A 19,022-nucleotide genomic window follows, 5' to 3' on the forward strand; every position below is an offset into this window, starting at 1 on the left:
CCCCCCTACCCCCCTACCAATGCCCCAGGCACCCCCCCCCAAGTGCCCCCGCCTAAAAGCACCTGCCCCCCCGCAAACCCACCTCGTATGGGTGACTAAGGTGGTGCCACCCCATGTCTCAGCTATGGCAATCCCCCCCCGGCAATGCTGCTGTTGTGAAAATAACGCGATCTCATTTCTTAGTAATGGGCCTGGGTACTGCCTCTTACACAGTGGATACCTGGGGAATGGTCAGACCGATAGCCGATTTTAGATTTTTTGGGGGCAAGGTCAAAGCCTTATGGGGTAAGAACTTGCCCCCAAAAAAGTGGTTAGCAAGGGTTCCACTTTTTAATTTTCCAGTGGATAGCCGCCGCTCTGAATAGGAAGGTAGCCACGGCACAGATGGGAAGCCGCTAGGTGGGGACCAGGTAAAGGGATACCAGACTTCAAAGACGATGCAGCCAGCTAGCAGGGGGGCACCGTAGATGGTGGGATCCAACAGGAATGATCGGCGGTGCTCATCATGTTTCTAAGTAGGCCCCTCCACTGGAGCCAGCACCCCCAACATGATGGGGCCATAGGGTAAGGCAAAGCCCATGATTATGACTTTCTGGGCTATCTCGATAGCAAACAGGGATATACCTACCGCGTCCAGGTACAGGATGGCCTGCTAGATAGCTCCCTTACTGGCCCAGTGAGCAAAGGCCCAGGCAGTCACCGCCGCAAAAATGGCCACCGTGACATAGGTGATGTCTTCTGACCAAAACATGGGGATACCTAAGCCCCAAAAAGGGGGTAATTAATTATCAAAGAGGGGGGTATTCACAGCGATCGCAACCGTATAGATTCCTGCTACAGCCCTTTTTTTATAAGCCTTTGCTCGTTTCCAACTGGGACCTTATGTCGGTCCGACTCCTGACCAAGAAGTGGGGGACCTAGCCAGAAAAAGGGGGGCCGTGGCCCGAAAAGGTAGGGTACCTAAGCTCTCAAAAGAGGGGCACCCTTAAGCCCCCAAAAGGGGGTATTTAGACCCCAAAAAAGGGGGTAGCCATAGCCAAAAAGGAGGGGCCGTAGCCCGAAAAGGTAGGGTACCTAAGCCTCAAAAAAGGGGGTACCTTATCCCAAAGAAGCGGGGCCTAACCCCAATAATTCATCAGAAACTCAAAAAAGACTTAAAAAAGAGCCCGAAACGCAATAGAATCAGGCTCTTTTTCTAGCCCCTCTTGAGTTTCTGATGAATAATTGAAGCTAAAATTGGGTAATGCCCCAACTGCTCATGCCCCTGTGAAAAAGATCCTGATTCTGACATCGAATCCTAAGCAGACGGAGAAACTGCGTCTGGATGAAGAGGTGCGGGAAATTCAGGAGGGTTTACAGCGCTCACGTAGTCGAGATCAGTTTGAAATCATTTCTAAATGGGCTGTAAGGCCAGATGACTTACGGCGGGCCTTGTTGGACCATGAGCCCCAGATCGTGCATTTTTCTGGGCATGGGGTGGGGGCCGATGGCCTGGTGCTTGAAAATAATGCGGGCCAGGCAAAACGTGTTACGGCCCAGTCCTTAGGGCGATTATTCAGCCTATTTAAAGACAAGGTGGAGTGTGTACTGCTGAATGCCTGCTATTCGGAGATGCAGGCTAAGGCGATTCATAAGCACATTGATTGTGTGATTGGCATGAGCCAGGCCATTGGGGACCGGGCAGCTATTGAGTTTGCGGTGGGTTTTTATGATGGCCTGGGGGCAGATCGCTCCTATGCTGAGGCGTTTGAGTTTGGTCTGACGGGTATTGATCTGGAGGGTATCCCAGAGACGGGTACCCCTGTTTTGAAACAGCGTCATCCCAAATCGATCAAGCCTTCCACTTCTGTGACATCGGTTGATACTACATCTAAAACGACGGCAGTTAAGGCTGATAATGTAGCACCTTCTCCTAACGTTCAGCCTGCTAAGTCTGGGGCGAGATCGCGAGTTTTTATTAGCTACAAGCGGGGTGTTGAACCCGATGAAAAGCTGGCACTGGCGATATATCAATCTCTCAGTCAAGACCACGATGTCTTTATTGACCAGACCATGGCGATTGGGACTCCCTGGGCAGAACGAATTGAGCAAGAGCTAAGGCGTTCTGATTATTTGATTACGTTTTTATCGGCCCATTCAGTCCATAGCGAGATGGTACTGGGAGAGGTGGAAACGGCCCATAACCTGGCTAAAGAGTCAGGGAAGCCGCTTATTCTGCCCGTGCGTGTGGGCTATCGAGAGCCGTTTGTATATCCTCTGAGTGCCTATTTAAACCCCATTAATTGGGCTTTTTGGGATACGGATGCGGATACGCCTGGTTTGCTGAACGAACTGACCCAGGCCCTGGCAGGGGGTGACCTGTCCATGGGGAGTGACCAGTCAAAGTCTGATCTGCTGCGAACCGATACAAAGACAGACATACCTCGGCCCCTATCATCGGCCCAGCCATATGCAATTAGGTCCACACCAGCTGCACCGCTGGAGCCTGCCGAAGGCACTATGGACCCGGAGTCTAAGTTCTATGTAGAGCGGCCTTCTGACAAGATTGCCTCAGCGACGATTCAGCGTCAGGGGGTGACGCTGACGATTAAGGGGCCTCGGCAGATGGGCAAAAGTTCATTGCTGATCCGTACCCTGGATGCGGCAATGAAAGCGGATAAGCAGATCGCCTATCTGGATTTTCAGCTGTTTGATCAGGATGTGTTGAAAACAGCGGATACCTTTTATCGAGAGTTTTGTAGCAGCTTGAGTAGCCAGCTAGGACTGCCGGATCGGGTGGCGGAACACTGGCAGGGTAGTGGGGGGAATGTCCAGCGCTGTACCAGCTACATGCAAACCCATATTTTGAAGGAAGTGGGTGGGCCGTTGTTGTTGGCCATGGATGAGGTGGACCGGATGTTCGATGCGGACTACCGGTCTGACTTTTTTAGCATGTTGCGTAACTGGCATAACAATCGTGCTTTGCCCATGTGGCGCGTGTGGAAACAGTTTGATCTGGCCTTAGTAACAGCGACTGAGCCCTATCACTTGATTGCCAATTTAAATCAGTCTCCTTTCAATGTAGGGGAGGTGATTTTGCTGACTGATTTTACAGCTGAGCAGGTGAGCGATTTGAACCAGCGTCACGGTTCACCTTTAATGCCTGCCCAAGAACGTCAGTTAATGGCCTTACTCAATGGGCATCCCTATTTGGTCCGTCGATCACTCTATCTCTTGGCCAGTGAACAACTTAATTTTGAGGCATTGTTGGCCCAGGCAGCTAAGGAACGGGGTCCCTTTGGTGATCATTTGCGGTATCACCTATTTCGCATCTATGTCAAACCGGACTTAGTGCAAGGGTTATTGCAAGTGATTCGGGCAAATACCTGCCCAAATGAACGGATTGCCCGACTTCTGATCGCAGCTGGGTTAGTGCTGCGAGACGATCAACGGGTGGTGCCCCGCTGTCAACTTTACGCTGATTACTTTCGGGAGCATCTCCATGACTGATGCATCGATTTACACCGTTGGTGGAACAGTTCAGGCGAATGAGAAGGGAATATATATTCCCCGCCAGGCAGATACAGCGTTGCTTAGGCTGTGTCGAGAATCCACTTTTGCCTACATACTGACACCACGCCAAATGGGCAAGTCCAGCCTCATGATTAGGACGGCGGAACAGCTGATCGAGGAGGGAATTCAAGCAGTCATCGTCGACCTGACTCAAATTGGTACTCAGGTAAGTGCGGATGAGTGGTATAGCGATTTTCTGGATCTGGTAGCGAGCCAGCTGATGCCGAGCACGGATGTAAAAGTATGGTGGCAGGCCAATAGTCAATCTGGCTTTACGCGTCGATTTATCAGTTTTTTTCAGGAGGTGGTACTGGCAGAAATTTCAGATCCGGTGGTGATCTTTGTGGATGAGATTGACACCACTCTGAGTCTGGACTTTACCGATGATTTTTATGCAGCGATTCGCTATCTCTACGTGGCCCGCGCAACAGATCCTGAGTTATGTAAAATTTCTTTTGTCTTAATCGGGGTAGCTACTCCAGCTGATTTAATGCGTGACCCTAAGCGTACTCCTTTTAATATCGGACAGCGCATTGATTTGACAGATTTCACAATAGAAGAAGCACAACCTTTAGCATATGGTCTGGACTTAGAAGATAAGCAGGCTAGAGCAATATTAGAAGGGGTATTGGAATGGACAGAAGGACATCCCTATCTTACTCAACGAGTTTGTGAGGATATTGCTAGAGATTTACAAGAAGAAAAAAAGCTAACTGCCTGGACAGATACAGATATAGATACTGCCAGGATTGTAAGTCGTAACTTCTTTGGAATGAAGAGCGAACAAGATAATAATTTGCAGTTTGTTCGGGATATGTTGATTAGACAAAGTCCTAATGGTTATAAATCAGAAGTATTAAATATCTATAGCAAAATTTGTCATGGTCGAAGAAATGTAAAAGATGAAGCGCAATCAATCGTTAAGTCTCATCTAAAGTTATCAGGCATCGTTAAGAAAAATGGCAAATTTCTAAAGGTTAGGAATAAAATCTATCAAACCGTATTTGGTAGAAGGTGGATTTATGAACATCTTTCTGTTGATTGGCTTAGAAAAATCAAAGCAACAGCTTCTCTAAGTGCTGTTATTTTTGTGATTCTATTGATCCCATTTTCCATTTATGCAGACCATCAACGTCGACTTGCTCAGGGACAAAGACGTCAAGCAATAGAGCAGCGCCAAATTGCTGAAGAGCAACGCCAAATTGCTGAAGAGCAACGCCAAATTGCTGAAGAGCAACGCCAAATTGCTGAAGAGCAGCGCAAGGTGCTTGAAGACTTATTTCTAGGACAATTAGCAAAGACTTCTAAAAAGGATCTTGATCCAAGAGTTAAGGCTTTTCTAGATACTATTGCATGGTCGTTAAGGACTCAAAGTTTACCAAGTGACTATGACATTATTCTAGATGGTAGCGAATTTACGGATTTCAGTGATCATCCTCGTAAGAGAACTTGCATAGACAGTTATTTTGGACTGGAGGCGATATGTGGATCTTCTGCTGGAAGGTATCACATGATTCCTCAGACTTGGGATAGGGTAGCTAATCAGCTTGGTTTGAATGATTTCTCACCGGCATCACAAGATTTAGCGGCCATTGAATTACTGCGCGAAAAAGGTTCTTTAGCCCAGATAGAAGCAGGAAACTTTAAATCAGCCATTTATAACGCATCATCTTACTGGGTAACTCTCCCAGATGCTGATGGAGAATCATACTATGAGTCGGCTGGTTATCAAGCTCGTTCTATTGATAATTTGCAATTTATGTACGATTTGTTTTATGCAAGATATCTTCTTCTAGCGAAAGACTAGATGTCCTCATTAACAGTTCAGTGGCGTAAAGCTGTTGTTAGCTTATGTAAAGCTTACAGATAATACTTTGAGGTTGTACTTAGCTGAGCAGCTACATGAGTAATCCAGACACTCAAAGGATGAGAAAGTGCTTTGCCAAACTGGAGTATCTCAAGGAATCTCTAAATCAGTGCCTAAAGGCAGAAACTAGTTAGATAGAGTCCTTGGACTTTAGTAATATCTAGCCGATAAGAAAGCTTAGTCTGAGTCGGCATTTTTCGCATATATAATCAGCACAGCTCTTGTTAAAAGCTGTGACATGGCGCATAAAACAAGTATTCAACATGGTTGTTAAGTAGGCAAACTCAATCTTTTGTAGGATACAAACAGGCCCTTTAAATTCTTAGTATTTGCCCCCAAACTCCCAACTCTGGGGGCTCTGAATCTAGCTTCTCCCAAACTTGGGGAAACCCCAGTATGTCTAACTGGGAAGACGTAGATGATTCCATAAAAAGAGGGCCTCGATATCTGATAGCTAATTACGGCATGTGCAACTTTCAACTAGGGAATAAAGCTCTAAAGCATTTTTGCGTGAATCTGTATTTCTGGTAGCCTTGGAAATCAAAGGCTCTAGAAAAGTTGCACATCGCGTTAATTGTGTCTACTTACTTACCTGGCTACGGTCAGCCAAAATACCAAAAGACTCTTCACAGAATAGATAGTCTTAACCCCGCCAGTTTCCCCAATAGTCAGCCCCTTGCCTAGCCATGAGTTCCTGCAAAAACTCTTTAGGCGCTGTGAACGAGGTGAAGCGCTCTATAACTCCTTGACTGACAAGTATTTGTTCTAGATAATCCTTCCGCTCAAGCAGACTACTTTCAATATCAAACACCTTGCTTCCAAGACAGCACATTTGGTCTGAAGGAGAAGGAGTTAGGTCAATCAGTTGCTCTGCATGAACAAAATATCTCAAATTGTTGTAGAAATACCCTCCAGTACTTCGACCATCTTTATAGCAGTGGTAAACGAGCGCGGATAGTTGAGCCAGGCTAACCGATTCTCTAAAAATAAATGCGAGGCCATTATAATTTTCTGACTGGGTAGGAAAATCAACCACACACGCATTTTCAGGCCCATACTGCTCAAGCTTATACAGCAGCCCTTCCGCTCGATATTGAATAGCATCTACAAAAAGGATGTTCATTAATCACGTTCTCCTGAATTTAGTAAGGTTGTTCATTTACATAGAGAGTGAAGCCAATTTGTTGCTTCATGTCAGCTCTTGGGTTGGGTCATTGGGTTTCTGGGTCGGGTCACTGAAACGCTTAACCCACAGTTGACCCAGCATGGTTTGAACTGACCCAACCCAACCCAGCCAAGCACCCAAGCACGGTTTAACCCTGGGTGTAACTACCGCCCGATTCATTAAGTAACCCTCTATTCGAAAGGGTGAGAATGGCCCATTCAATCTTGGTTCTAGGACTATCCCCTTCAAGGCCCATTACCCCATCAACCGCCTTCCGTAACTGTTTATTCTCCTTAGCCAACGTCAGCGTAAACGGCTTACCATCACGGTTCTCAATCCACTCAATTACTGGCAATAACGGAGAACTCACTTTCACCATCTGAGCCTTGGCAATGTCCCAGGCTGAGAGCGGCTTAGCTATAGACTGGCCTTCAACTATCTGACTCGGATCGTCACATTCATCCAGTAAGGCATCATGCTCTGACAGATAGCGACTGGGCACATGGGTATAGGGCTCCAGATTAGGATAGAGAAGGATAAAAGGCTCCTCATCCGGAAACGTGATCCGAGCCTTGCCCTTAGCCAGTAGCTTGATGTGTACCTCACCCTCATCCCGCATCTTACGAGTACCCGCAGCACCCCCACGGGCCGTATTCGTTTCCCCATGGGCCACACTAATCGACTGATAGCCAGCTTTTCTAAAATCGCTAAGCGATGCCTTGGTAAACGCCTTGCCTTTGTTAATGTGCTCTGCCCAGTTGGTCAGCTCCTCACACACCACCGTGACAATATCGGGCTGATAGTTAGGGATTGTTGCATAGAGCTGATAGCGCGTCTGGATATCGTCTAAACATTCCTGGATAAATTCATCTATCTCCAGATAGTTCATACCCTTACCCTTAATCTCACAGCCTTTCCAAGCCCCATAGCGATAATGCGGATCGAGCACAACCTTACGGTTAGTGATTAGGCTAAGCAGATAATTAACCGTGGTCGTCTTGCCAGTTCCCTGTCTGCCATAGATAAACACACTGGGGAATTCAGCCTGATTCACCACACGACTAAACACAACCTGCCAGTCGTTACGAATCGGTAAGCCGCCTGGCGCTTCACGTTTTAAGGACGTTGATAAACCAGCACTTTCAGCCGTTTGACTCGCCACCGGCAGTGCCTGAACATCGACCGCAGCCAACCGAGTCTTAGCCCCAACCACCTGGGATGCGACCTTGGGCAGATTCGCGATCGCACTTTCAAAAAAGTCCGTCTGTAATGCCTTACCCAATAGTTCAGGATGATTCAAAGCAGGCTCATGGGCTGTCACCAAGTGATCCACCAGGTTGGTAAGAATGTGGGTGAACTGATCAGGCTCCATCTGTTCAGCCAGCTGGCTAAGTCGATGTCCCTGAAAGTTCGTCAGGTAAAACAACGCCTTATCCTCAGGGGCTAAATAGTGATGGGCCTGAGTACCCAGTGTGGCCTGGGTCTGTTGATGGAGTGCCCCCGATGCGATCGCAGCCAGGTCACTAGATACCCAGGGCAACGGCTTCAACTTACGAGTTCGTTGATTCTCACTGAGAACTGAGCCGCCATAGGCCACTAGGCCCGCAATCAGGGGCAATAGGGCACCTCCAGAGGTAACGAGCGCTAACCCACTTACCCCCGTGGTGACCAGACCCAACGCTTTATAGATCTGATGTAGCTGGCTAAGCTGCTGGCCTTTGCTCCTAAGCTGACGAGACTCTGATACAAACGCGTTTTGATAGTGCATCACCGCTCATCCCCCATGCGATCAAACAGCTCAAACCCGCATATATTCAGGAATCCATAAATTGTGTTGACCACCCAGCTGCCAGCCCCCGCAAAGGACCCCACAAAGGCCGCTATTTCCAGCCCATAGAGCAAAACAACCGCAATAAATGTCCCAACAATCCCACCGATACCCTGTGAGTTATGCTGAGCAGCTTTGTATTGGGCCAGTGCGATCGCTTTTGGGTCAGCCTCTACTTGCTTTTGTTGATTGGCCTCTTGGAACTCTGCAAGAGTTTGCTCAGTACTCTTCTTGCGCCAGATCATCCCCTCAAACCGCTGAATTGTGATGGCAAAAACAGCCGCTAAAGCAAGGATTGCCGGTTGATTCCACACTGTCCAGTAATCAGACGCAACACGCCCTTTAACCCACATCGGCAACCACTGAAAGTAGTTTTGCAGGATGGCTCGTTGAAGATTAGGCCATGGGTTAAGTCGGCCCAGCTCTGCCCCATCATTGACATAGGGCTTAGGCACAAACCGACGTTGACGCTTAATCTTCTCTAGCTGGGCCTTTGAGCTTCTGCCCCTGGCGATACCGGCATAGTCCCCCATCCGCATCGTTGCAGGCATCGACACCATGATGGATTCAATTGAAAGCCCTGCACAGTAAAGCGTCATCAGGCTGGCAATGATGCCAAACCCTTTAACGCTGGATAAATGTCGATAAGAACGCTGCCCCCAGCGTGGCAAACACATCACCATCGACACGAGAACGTGTTCATCTCTGATGGTGGGCTGAGGGTTTTCAACTCTGGGATTTCGTGGAACTCCAGGAGGATTATTTTGAGACCTTTTCTGGTTGGGTGTGGTAGCTGTCATCAACGAAACTCCTAATTGCAGTTTTGAGGCTGAAAAGTAAATCTGCCGTATTCGAGATAGCCGAGTATTCGATCGTTTTGATCAGCGACTACGAGATACTCGTCATCCACATAGGGGGTAGTTATAAAGACGGGTGCATTGTCTGGATCGCAGATGTAATCGGCAATGACGACCGAGTCATAGCGATTTACGTTGTTATCAATAGCCGTCTGGGCAATGTCGGCTCGTTGCTCAATCGCATTTATCTCAGCTTGATGGGCTCGGTTATTTTCTCGTTGTGCGTTCCAAGCAATGATTGTGTTGTTCACCTTGAGGGTGCTGAATAGTCCCGCTAGGCTGATACAGAACAACAAGGCCATATGAATCCTGTATTCCAGTGGTTTGATGTGCATAAGGTTAAAAATCCTGTTTCTCAATGAAATAAAGGAGATAGGGCTTTTTCTGGGCTTCCTATCCCTTTGATGAATTAGGCAACCACCTTGATAATTTGGGCTTCAAAAATATGTTCAATCTGCTCATAGTTGAACCCATCGAAGTAGTCGTTATATTCACTCGGCGGATCATCGTCGATTTGTACCTGATAGCCGATATACGGGACTTCAGCATCGTTAAACGCATTAACCGCCAGAATTAAACCCAGGGTCCCAGTATCGAAAACATCAAACTCTTCAGGCGTTAGCTCAACAATCTGACCGACCTGATACTTGGCTTTGGGAACAGTTTGAGCGAGTTGATTGAGTCTGCTAATATCCATGTCCTTCTTCTAATTTCAGTGATCTATCAAAACTCAACAGATGCCCCTAAATTTCAGAGCCCCAATCACCGCTACTCACAGTGATCGTGGCCTGCTCCTGATTAGATGGAGACTGTGGAACTTGGGCCATCCCACGGGCGATCAGTGGTGACGTATCGACAACAACAAGTTCAGAAACATACTCAAGAATGGAGCTATAGCCCAATTCATCAGCCCGCTGCTGGGCGCGAGTCCTTAAGTGTTGCGGTAGGGTAATGCGATGTTCTTTACGTTCAGTCTTTGCCATGGGTAAGCGTCAATAATGGTGTTCCAATTGCGGGCAACCCCTAGTGAGCCAACAGATAAAGCCCCTGAACTTCTTTCCCCTGTGGTTCAGTAGCCACACCATAGCCACGCTTAGCCGCCAACTCCTTAACCCCAGGCAGCTGGCCACCGCCACCGGCAATAAATTTGTGTTGAGCCTTATCCAGAATGGCCTGTGCCCCAGTCTGAATAGCCGATAAACGAGCATCAAACCAGCGTTCTAACTCTTCAAAATAAAGAGCTTCAAAGTTTGTAGTGCCATGGCCTTTCAGACAGAATGTTGCACCCCCAGCCGTTTCCACCCCCAAGCGCACCTCCTCAACCGTAGCCGCATGGCCATTGGTATTCAGCCGACCAGCAATCGTCTCATACAGCTTTGCCACACCAGGCGTTGTGGAGTGGAACCCCAGCAATGTATTCTCCTCATCCAGTCCTGTAATTGTCGTGTTAGCAAAGCCTATATCCAGCACAGCGAACGATGCAGCGGTTGCCCCTTTAGCCGTTTGTAAGCTAGCAATTTTCACACAAGTGCCAAACCCTTCTGGATAAGCAACCACCCGTGAGACATTTATTTGAACAGTTGCCCCATTCACATCAATTAGATGGTGGCCCTTGAGGTCAGTTAGCTGACCTTTCATTGCCTGGGTAGGAATGGAACAAGCCACCTCAACCGTATGGATACGGTTAGGCTGATCGCTGGGTAACAGCTGTGAGATCGCAGCCAGCCCCAGTACCGCGTAAAAATTGCCCTTCTCACCATTGGCAAGAGACTTAGTCCCAGGATTGCCATCTACCTTATTGCCAACGTAGAAGACACCATTGCCAATCGGAGAATTCAGCAGCTCCACCCGCCAGTTCTTAGAGTTGGTACCAAAGAAATCAGTGGGCTCAGACTCCAAAACCAGCGAGCGAGCCTTAACAACCTGGCTACCATTCGTGGCTTTGACCCAACCAGCCCCTACGGCTAATCCTATGTGGTTAACAGCGGTTGCAGTTGGTTTTGAGCGGCCAAGGAAACCAACAGATTGAGAAGTAATTTGTTGAGCAGATTCAGCTATAAGCATTGATATGTCTTGAGTTAAGGTACATCTAAAACTTTTCAGCGATAGTCTTTTCGACGGTTACCAACGGTTTAAATTCCTGCAGAGTGGTTTCATCGACCGTTTTCCGCCTCATGCCTGCTATGCTAGCATAAGTTCTGAACTGTGCAACACGGTGCTGAACTTATGCTATTAGTTCTGTACCTGAAGTAGTATTGAGGTGATTAAAATGCAGGCAAAGCCAGAGTCCGTAGTGCCCACAAAGAAACCACGCATATCGTTTGTCGCTGATGACGAACTCAAAGCCGACCTAGAGGAATGGGCCGAGGAAGAAAGCCGTTCCATCTCCAACCTGTGTGAGGTGCTCATTAGGCAGGCGGTGCAGCAGCGAAAATCTAAGCAATCCAGCGATCAACCCTCAGCGACCGATACGAAAACGCAGGGTTAACGGTTGCGATCGCAACTATTTGTGAAGGGTGTAGTTCTAATTCTTGATTCAGTGCATTAGTAATGGACTTATGAGGGGGCGATCATGATTAATTTGCTAGATCCAGAACATCCAGAGACTGTAAAAGTGTTAACTGATTCGATAAGCAAAATTGAATCAGGCACATCAACTTTCTGGGACCACCTGAATGTTCTGAGCCTTACCCCAACACTCATACTTCAGCACTACATGTGGGAACCCACCACGGATGATGAGAGGTATTATGTCAAGCTACTAAATAATCAGTATTCAGCCTTAGCGCTATGGATGGCTTACTTGGTATTTAGGCATCAACCCATACCACCTGAACTTAACCATCCTGACGTCTTAAAACTAAAGCCCCACGCTGATTATTCAAAATCAATTCTAGATATCGCTGCTGAACTATTTCCACGATTTCCGGAGGAGTTATGCGCCTCTGGGGCTGCTACTAAACCTACAGATGTATGGCTGACAGCTGAAATACAGCGTTGTCGTGCCAAAATCTGGATCTCGGGTTTACTTAGGGGAAAGCCAACAATATCCCTATCCAAGGACGACACATACGAAACTTTTGAATACCTTTTCCAATTTTTGGGTGGTGAATCACAAAGACGAAAATCTATGTCTATAAAAGATGGTTTTTATCCATCGCGATTCATTAATTACAAACAGGAACAAGAAGAGAGAGTCCCTGCCCTTGATCTGATCGGCCGTTTAACCAAAAAACTAGCAGAACAGAACCCTGATTTCAGGAACCGTAGTGTAGCCTATCGCAACTTCAAAAATGAAGTTCGAAAGATTGGGATACGCATCCGTCACGATAGTAGTTACGTTTCAATGGAATTCGAGGATGGCAGGCTATTGCCCTTTGGCCGTAAAGCTCCAAGAGTGGCTAGGAAGATCCAAAGAATGTAACGAAATCGTTACGTAAATGAGTTTAGTCGTTATTTACTTGCTGGACCAATACAGTTGTTCGCATAATCGAACGAAATTGAACACCATGCAGCTTTAGGATTTATCTTCCTAAATTTGCTTCAAGTCTGAATAAAAAATTTCCCCGGACAGCTCGCAACTGCCGGGGAAAGTCCACCATTCCAAAAATATGATGGAGTTGAAAAGTATGTACGACAAATATATCCCATGGGGTTCGAAAAAGGTACTCCTGGTACAAGACGCTTGTCTGATTATCTCTAATCCACTGACCATCAGTGAACAACTATTTGGGGTATACCTTAAACCTCATCATAGACCACACAACAAAGTAACTAGCGTATATATCAACCTGCTGAGTTTCTTTCTATTCCGGGGGGTGCTGTGATGGGAAATCGACCTGGAAGGGAAGTTAGCAAGGACAATCCCTGCCCTATTTGTGGCAAGCCAGACTGGTGTTTCCGATTGGATGATGGCATCTCATACAACTGCAAACGGAACTGTTCAGCTCCTAAAGGTTGGATAGAGACTCCAACCCGACCATCAGAGGGCAGAATTTTTAGACCCGAATCTCCAAAGTCCTATCTAGAAACTAAGGCTCACACTAACAGTCCAGTTTGGAAACGTACTGGCGAATATGATGGTAAAGGTTTCGAGCAGGAAATCATCTTTATCTATAGTCCAACACAGCGTGTGATCCGTCGTCAGTGGAGCGACCGACGCGAGATTTACAAGGGTCAGAGCAGCAAACTGAAGAATAAATTCGTTCGTCCTCAATACCGGGATGGTAAATCCTGGCAACGGGGTAAAGGACGCGAGCCCTGGCCTTTATACCGTGAAGACGAAGTTCATCATCAAAATATTGTCCTCTTTGTTGGCGGTGAAACATGTGTCGAAGCGGCTAGGAAAATAGGGCTAACTGCTGTTTGTATGCAAGGAGGGGAAACAACAGGGAAGAGGCTTTATGAAGCTGCTAGCAGACTCCAAAAGCTAAACCCCAAATTGCTTGCTATCTGGCCTGACAATGATGAAGCCGGTCGCACAATGGCAACAGAACTGTTAAGTGCATGTCAATCAATTGACGTTAACGCAATCATTATTGAGCCGAGCGATGTTGTCTCAAATCCGCCTGAAAAGTGGGACATAGCTGACTATGTTACTTCTGATATTTCCTCTAGTGAAGGTAGAGCTGCCATTCAGGTAGCAATTGACAAGGCATGTCAGAACTCAGAGGCGAAACCTATTCAATCTCCGAACAAGGTTGTTAATCACCCAAGTAAATTTACTCCAGATACGTTACGACACCAGTTATCGACCTTAGCTCACTGTAATCCAAACGAAGCAGATAAACAGATTGAGCTTACTCGCATTGCTTTAGAGCAAGGCCAATCCCCCCAACAGATCAATAGAATTTACCAGGCAACAGAGCACCAACAGGCTCAGCAGGAAGCTATAGGTGAGGTCGCTAACGCCTTGGTTGAGCTGAATACAATTCGTCAAAGTCATCTACCGATTGAGGCTGGCCTTTACGGAGATGGTGGGCAGCTGGCTCGCATCCTAATACAGACTGCCGAAGCTATGCCCACAGCTACTGAGTTTGTAGTGACCACGCTCATTCCAGTGCTAGCTAGTCGTATTGGCACTAGTAGCACTCTGAGAATATTGGATACAGGAGGGTATACGCAAAAGGCAATCTTTAGAACCCTGATCGTTGCTAAAACTGGCTGCAAAAAAACACCAGCCCAAAAAATAATTATTGGTGCATTGGAGTGCCTAGAAGAGATTCATCACGAGACATATAAATTGGAATTGGAGCAGCATGAAGCTGAGATGAATAGATGGGAGAGCTTACCCAAAGAGCGACGGGCTGAGGAACCAAAACCGAAAAGTCCTACCAGGAAACGCTACTTCTCAACTGATGATACATTGGCTGCCCGTATTCAAATTCATGCAGAAAATCCTAGGGGCTTACTGCTCTATCGGGATGAGGGTAGTGCTTTCATCAATGAGAGAGGTCGCTTTAACCGTGGAAAAGGTGATGGTGGGGAAACTGAAGCGGATCTCAGCGAGTTTAATGGTGGCTCAATTAATCGAGATCGCAAAGGTGATGGCTCAACTTTTCTGGCTAAAACAGCAATCAGCAGAACAGGTGCAATTCAATATGCCAAATTGCAGGAGTTGATGGGCACCCATCACGATGCTTGTGGGGAATTTGCTAGATATCTTTTTTGTGCTGCTGAAGCACCACCAAGTTACCTAAATCTCGCTAAGGATGTTGGGGATATTGGTTTGCAAAAGAGCCTGATAGACCTGATTGAGTATCTTGATGAGCTGCCAGAGCGAGATTATTCACTGTGTGATTCTGCCAAGCGAGTCTTCGAGCAGTATCAACATCAATTAACTGACAGGGGAAGGGCTACCGATCATCCTAGCTTGCAGGCTGCTTTTCCAAAATTTGAGACCTATTTTGGCCGATTCTGTCTTCTCCTACATATTATTAATGCTGCCTTAGCGAGGCAAGAGCCAGATTTCATCGTTTCAGCTCAAACAGTTGAACTGGCAAGACAGTGGACGGAGTATTACATCGGTCAATACAAACTCCTAATGGCAACCAATAGCCCTCAGCAAGGGCTCACAGGTGACCTTCTTCAACTTCACCAATACCTGGAGCGAAGGCCAGAACGTACAGTTCGGCAGATTGTTCAGGCACGATTGTTCGATCGCGCTTCTGATAAATCTAAACGAAAGACACCATATATTCGTGAATTACTGGCTGCCCTTGTTGAGCAGGGTTGGGTGACACTCAACAGTGATAAATATTCGAGCAACCAATCTCCAACTGGGCCAGCAGTGATATCAGAGATGCCGGTATCGGTACCGGAAGCACTGTCAGAATTATCTGAGCCAGACGCCTCGGTACCCATTGAGGAGCTTGCAGATGTGAATACGCTTTCATCATCTATGCCCATTGAACAGGAGACGAACAATGCTGCCTAAATCTAAATTTACTCAACAAATTGGCAATGTTGAGTAGGTTGTTGAGTGATTTTCAACAGACAAAAACCTTTATAAACAAAGCTTTCTCAGGTGATTTGTTGAATTGTTGAGTATCTGGAGTCGTTTTACAGAACTATGACTGACACTAGCGACCTATTAGCCGAAATAGCTGAGAAAATGCATCGAATCCTCGACCAGAACATGCTTCTAGTCGAGAAGATAGAAGAGCTATCTCAAGTTGGTAGTCCTCCCCCGCCAGATTGGATCAATACTGAGGCTGCCATTAAAAGGTGGGGCCTTGACGACAGCACACTTCGAAATTATCGAAGACGCAACACATGGTCTGATGGATCTGCCTCATGGAAAGAAGGACTCCATTACCAGAGAGGTGGTCTTTACAACTGGCGGCTGATTGACCATTGGTGGAACAGTCGAGGCGATGCACGAGCACACAATCAATTCTGCCAAAAATGGGTTAAGCAGGTTGGGAAAGTAGCCTAAACATTCAGCCAATCAAGAGGTTCACCTGATTGTTTAAAATCCCTTTCCGTAACTCTTTGTGCTGTCACATTATCCATACTAAAAAGATCTGGCACGGTCTTATTGCCTTGAATACCACCGAGATAATGTCTGATCAAGATTTCTGGATCATGTCCTGTCACTGCTGCAATATCAGCGGGATTCCAACCGTGTGCCGAGCAGTGACTGATAAATGTTGATCGAGTAATCCGAGGCTTTTTGTAATCAACACCTGCAGCCTCAATAGTTTTCTTCCAAGCCCGATTCCGAAAACTGCGATCGCATATAAAGCCACCTTTAGGGGCCGGGAAAATCAGGTCTGTGCCTTTGGCATCAACCGGACAACGCTGTTGGAGCATGCTTTGCAAAGTGACTGGCAAGTCAAACTCGCGTTGTTCATTTGTCTTGGTTGCGCCTAAATATCCTCGACTATAAGACTCACCAATCCATACATGCCTGCAATCCTTACTAAGGTGCTCCCAGCGTAGAGCGACGGCTTCACCGAACCGAGGACCACATCCAAAAAGAAAACGTACCAAATCAGCGTAATAGCTGTAATAGTGACTAGTCTTGAATGCTGCAATTATCTGATGCACCGTATCTATCGGGTATGCCTGTGTACGTTGTTTTGGAGGTACTTTGACATCGCCGTGAGCTTCTTTCCATGGATTCGGCCCTTGTATCATCTGTTTTTCAATGGCCCATTCCCAGCACCCCTTAATCAAGCTCAGTCGCTGCTTTGCAGTTATTGGAGCTAGCGTGTCAAGTAAGTATTTTGCAAACCTGCTGGCATCCCGCCCAGTGAGTGACGATAGGCTTCGTTTACCGAAGAACTTCTGAATGTTTTTTAACGTGTAATCATATTTTTCGGCACTGTTTGGAAGATTGCGATCAGCCTTGTAGTTCCTGTATTGATTAAATAAGTTAGCTATCGGCAAATTTTCAGTTTGCTGTTCAGGTTGCTTATATTTATTCCAGGTCGGATCGTAGTTGCCGGTGATGATGTCACCTTCCACAGTTGAACGAGTGCGCTCGGCTATCGTCCGATTCAGCGCAGTGTCATCCAGGTCCAGATACTTAAAGCGTCGCTCACCTGTGCCTGGCTCTCTAAATACGAGTCGGAGGCGGCCATTACAGGCATTTAAAGAAACCTTTGCAGCCATTTATCACAGGAAAAACTAGAGTGCATCTTTATCACACACTTATCACAATTTTGTCCTGAAACCCAGCATTTCCGAACGCCTAAGCACAGGTTCTATCACAACCGCCTACTAAGACATTCATTTCGCCAAGCCCTAGAATGGCTGCATGGCCTATGTTTTCAAGAATCGGAGCGGCGGGATTTGAACCCACGACCCCTACTACCCCAAAGTAGTGCGCTACCAAGCTGCGCTACGCCCCGATGCGTTTTTAACGCTTGACTAGCATAGCATACGGTCAGGTTATAGGTACACCAAATATGGTGTACTGGGACACTTTAATAAAGGCGGCTTTTCTGGTGTTGGGTTAAGCTCTGTTTGAGCCAATACCCACTAAAATCCATAGCTCCAACGGGCATAGTAACCCCGAGTATCAATGTGGGTAAACACAGTAGCGCTGGCTAAACCACCTTTAGATCCCCACCAACGGTTAAGTCGATCGTAAACATCATAAGGATGAATACCGGAGGCCACAAAATCAACGGCATCACCGGATAGATGGCGTGATCGGCTAGCGCCGCCCACACGACGATTAGTGACTGGATCGCGGTACCAGGAGTTGATGGTAATGGGACGCCCTCCCAAGCGATCGCGGACCTCTTCCATCACACGGGCAATGCGAATAATGCCGTACACTACATTGCGATTGACTGGAATACGACTGCCACCATGGGTGGCTTCTCCCCAGGTGAAGTGGCCGTTGGGAATAATGGGGTTTGATAAATAGAAGTTGCCTTGAAACCCGGGCAGTTTAATGTAGGGACCACTGGGCTTTGGCCGTGGGGTTTCATTTTTGGGCTGGTTATCTTTTTCGTTGCCCTCAATTTCAATGTCGGGTTTATAGGCGTACCAAATTAGTTCAGGGCGATTGTTAAAACTGGGTTCTGCCAGCTCAACTTTGACATGGTTCGATGGGGCTAGCTCATGGCTGATTAGCTCTAATTCAGTTGTGTTTTTAACAAATACTTTATCCTGGTTGCTGAGCTTAGACGACATCTGGGGCGATGTTTTAAACAGGGTATCACTAGTGACCGTTAGGGTAATGGTGTCGCCCACAATGCGCACATCTGGTTTGTAGACGTACCATGTTGTCCGATTTTCGGGACCCAGAAATGCATTTGCGATCGCAACTCTAATGTGCTGCCCTTCCGCTGGTAAATGAGACTGTAGGTAATACTCTGTGCCATTAGGAACAAACACCTTTTCGCGATCGCTCAGCTGATTTGACAATACAGGACGCTGCTTAAACAAGGTATCGCTCATCACCGTCAGCTTGACATTAGTGTCATAAACCCGTGCATCAGGTTTATACACATACCAGTCTTTTTTACTCGCTGGCCCCAAGGGTTCGACCAGAGTCACCTTATAGTGACCATCTCGCGTAACGTCTAGCTTAGCCAGATCAAACTCTGTACCATTGGCAACGAATACTTTCTCCTGCCTTGCCAGATCGGTAGATAGACCAGGACGAAGTTTGAATTGAGTATCGCTAACGACCTTTAGTTTTTTCATATCGTTTTTACACCCTGATCACTAGAGCATCATGCCCGGTTAATCCCAATGAAAACTTTCAATGTTGCAGAGATTTACCATACATTT

The 19,022-nt window shown here is 46.9% G+C and carries 16 protein-coding genes and 1 tRNA gene; 6 read left to right on the forward strand and 11 right to left on the reverse strand.

Annotated elements, in window-relative coordinates; all coding sequences use genetic code 11:
* Positions 1-205 precede the first annotated feature (205 nt).
* On the reverse strand, positions 206-481 hold the full coding sequence (locus SPB21_RS19150) for a hypothetical protein (protein WP_499867474.1): 276 nt from the start codon (positions 479-481) through the stop codon (positions 206-208).
* 785 nt (positions 482-1,266) lie between these two features.
* On the opposite strand from SPB21_RS19150, the gene SPB21_RS19155 reads away from it, so the two are divergent.
* Together SPB21_RS19155 and SPB21_RS19160 are read left to right on the forward strand one after the other, a co-directional pair.
* Positions 1,267-3,489 (forward strand): AAA-like domain-containing protein, encoded by a 2,223-nt coding sequence (locus SPB21_RS19155; RefSeq protein WP_499867475.1) that lies wholly within the window; start codon positions 1,267-1,269, stop codon positions 3,487-3,489.
* Positions 3,482-5,359 (forward strand): AAA-like domain-containing protein, encoded by a 1,878-nt coding sequence (locus tag SPB21_RS19160; RefSeq protein ID WP_499867476.1) that lies wholly within the window; start codon positions 3,482-3,484, stop codon positions 5,357-5,359. Before SPB21_RS19155 ends, SPB21_RS19160 begins: the two co-directional genes overlap by 8 nt.
* 703 nt (positions 5,360-6,062) lie before the next feature.
* On the opposite strand, the gene SPB21_RS19165 is transcribed toward SPB21_RS19160, so the two are convergent.
* The 7 genes from SPB21_RS19165 to SPB21_RS19195 form a co-directional block, all read right to left on the reverse strand.
* Positions 6,063-6,542, reverse strand: coding sequence for a hypothetical protein (locus SPB21_RS19165; RefSeq protein WP_499867477.1), 480 nt, complete (start codon positions 6,540-6,542; stop codon positions 6,063-6,065).
* Between the two features lie 190 nt (positions 6,543-6,732).
* Positions 6,733-8,352: a P-loop NTPase family protein gene (locus SPB21_RS19170; protein WP_499867479.1), complete on the reverse strand. Its 1,620-nt coding sequence runs from the start codon at positions 8,350-8,352 to the stop codon at positions 6,733-6,735.
* Complete coding sequence (locus tag SPB21_RS19175) at positions 8,352-9,212, reverse strand: hypothetical protein (protein WP_499867480.1); 861 nt, start codon at positions 9,210-9,212, stop codon at positions 8,352-8,354. The genes SPB21_RS19170 and SPB21_RS19175 overlap by 1 nt, the downstream gene beginning before the upstream one ends.
* An 11-nt stretch (positions 9,213-9,223) precedes the next feature.
* Positions 9,224-9,604, reverse strand: a complete 381-nt coding sequence (locus SPB21_RS19180) for a GNAT family N-acetyltransferase (protein WP_499867482.1) — start codon at positions 9,602-9,604, stop codon at positions 9,224-9,226.
* 74 nt (positions 9,605-9,678) lie between these two features.
* Positions 9,679-9,966 (reverse strand): hypothetical protein, encoded by a 288-nt coding sequence (locus SPB21_RS19185; RefSeq protein WP_499867483.1) that lies wholly within the window; start codon positions 9,964-9,966, stop codon positions 9,679-9,681.
* 46 nt (positions 9,967-10,012) lie between these two features.
* Positions 10,013-10,252, reverse strand: a complete 240-nt coding sequence (locus SPB21_RS19190) for a hypothetical protein (RefSeq protein WP_499867485.1) — start codon at positions 10,250-10,252, stop codon at positions 10,013-10,015.
* 40 nt (positions 10,253-10,292) lie between these two features.
* Positions 10,293-11,333, reverse strand: coding sequence for a ParM/StbA family protein (locus SPB21_RS19195; RefSeq protein ID WP_499867487.1), 1,041 nt, complete (start codon positions 11,331-11,333; stop codon positions 10,293-10,295).
* A 205-nt stretch (positions 11,334-11,538) separates the two neighbouring features.
* Here SPB21_RS19195 and SPB21_RS19200 point away from each other — a divergent pair, with 205 nt between their 5' ends.
* The 4 genes from SPB21_RS19200 (at position 11,539) to SPB21_RS19215 (ending at position 16,206) form a co-directional block, all read left to right on the forward strand.
* Positions 11,539-11,757, forward strand: a complete 219-nt coding sequence (locus SPB21_RS19200) for a type II toxin-antitoxin system antitoxin (protein WP_499867488.1) — start codon at positions 11,539-11,541, stop codon at positions 11,755-11,757.
* A gap of 84 nt (positions 11,758-11,841) precedes the next feature.
* Positions 11,842-12,693, forward strand: coding sequence for a hypothetical protein (locus tag SPB21_RS19205; protein WP_499867489.1), 852 nt, complete (start codon positions 11,842-11,844; stop codon positions 12,691-12,693).
* Positions 12,694-13,095: 402 nt separating this feature from the next.
* Positions 13,096-15,705: a DUF3987 domain-containing protein gene (locus SPB21_RS19210; protein WP_499867491.1), complete on the forward strand. Its 2,610-nt coding sequence runs from the start codon at positions 13,096-13,098 to the stop codon at positions 15,703-15,705.
* A gap of 135 nt (positions 15,706-15,840) precedes the next feature.
* Positions 15,841-16,206, forward strand: coding sequence for a hypothetical protein (locus SPB21_RS19215; protein WP_499867493.1), 366 nt, complete (start codon positions 15,841-15,843; stop codon positions 16,204-16,206).
* Here the strand turns inward: SPB21_RS19215 and SPB21_RS19220 are convergent.
* The 3 genes from SPB21_RS19220 to SPB21_RS19230 form a co-directional block, all read right to left on the reverse strand.
* On the reverse strand, positions 16,203-17,387 hold the full coding sequence (locus SPB21_RS19220) for a tyrosine-type recombinase/integrase (RefSeq protein WP_499867494.1): 1,185 nt from the start codon (positions 17,385-17,387) through the stop codon (positions 16,203-16,205). The genes SPB21_RS19215 and SPB21_RS19220 overlap by 4 nt on opposite strands.
* 165 nt (positions 17,388-17,552) lie before the next feature.
* A tRNA-Pro gene (locus SPB21_RS19225) sits at positions 17,553-17,626 on the reverse strand.
* A 130-nt stretch (positions 17,627-17,756) separates the two neighbouring features.
* Entirely contained in the window at positions 17,757-18,935 is a 1,179-nt protein-coding gene (locus SPB21_RS19230) for a D-Ala-D-Ala carboxypeptidase family metallohydrolase (RefSeq protein WP_163659080.1), read from the reverse strand.
* Between the last annotated feature and the right edge of the window lie 87 nt (positions 18,936-19,022).

This window comes from Leptothoe sp. ISB3NOV94-8A (genome assembly GCF_043421595.1).
GTDB classification, from domain to species: domain Bacteria; phylum Cyanobacteriota; class Cyanobacteriia; order Phormidesmidales; family Phormidesmidaceae; genus Leptothoe; species Leptothoe turfae.

Excerpts from the sequence above, each read along its gene's own strand:
- SPB21_RS19160 (WP_499867476.1), top strand. The coding sequence starts at position 3,482 with ATGACTGATGCATCGATTTACACCGTTGGTGGAACAGTTCAGGCGAAT.
- SPB21_RS19165 (WP_499867477.1), bottom strand. The coding sequence starts at position 6,542 with ATGAACATCCTTTTTGTAGATGCTATTCAATATCGAGCGGAAGGGCTG.
- SPB21_RS19170 (WP_499867479.1), bottom strand. The coding sequence starts at position 8,352 with ATGCACTATCAAAACGCGTTTGTATCAGAGTCTCGTCAGCTTAGGAGC.
- SPB21_RS19175 (WP_499867480.1), bottom strand. The coding sequence starts at position 9,212 with ATGACAGCTACCACACCCAACCAGAAAAGGTCTCAAAATAATCCTCCT.
- SPB21_RS19180 (WP_499867482.1), bottom strand. The coding sequence starts at position 9,604 with ATGCACATCAAACCACTGGAATACAGGATTCATATGGCCTTGTTGTTC.
- SPB21_RS19185 (WP_499867483.1), bottom strand. The coding sequence starts at position 9,966 with ATGGATATTAGCAGACTCAATCAACTCGCTCAAACTGTTCCCAAAGCC.
- SPB21_RS19190 (WP_499867485.1), bottom strand. The coding sequence starts at position 10,252 with ATGGCAAAGACTGAACGTAAAGAACATCGCATTACCCTACCGCAACAC.
- SPB21_RS19195 (WP_499867487.1), bottom strand. The coding sequence starts at position 11,333 with ATGCTTATAGCTGAATCTGCTCAACAAATTACTTCTCAATCTGTTGGT.
- SPB21_RS19200 (WP_499867488.1), top strand. The coding sequence starts at position 11,539 with ATGCAGGCAAAGCCAGAGTCCGTAGTGCCCACAAAGAAACCACGCATA.
- SPB21_RS19205 (WP_499867489.1), top strand. The coding sequence starts at position 11,842 with ATGATTAATTTGCTAGATCCAGAACATCCAGAGACTGTAAAAGTGTTA.
- SPB21_RS19210 (WP_499867491.1), top strand. The coding sequence starts at position 13,096 with ATGGGAAATCGACCTGGAAGGGAAGTTAGCAAGGACAATCCCTGCCCT.
- SPB21_RS19215 (WP_499867493.1), top strand. The coding sequence starts at position 15,841 with ATGACTGACACTAGCGACCTATTAGCCGAAATAGCTGAGAAAATGCAT.
- SPB21_RS19220 (WP_499867494.1), bottom strand. The coding sequence starts at position 17,387 with ATGGCTGCAAAGGTTTCTTTAAATGCCTGTAATGGCCGCCTCCGACTC.
- SPB21_RS19230 (WP_163659080.1), bottom strand. The coding sequence starts at position 18,935 with ATGAAAAAACTAAAGGTCGTTAGCGATACTCAATTCAAACTTCGTCCT.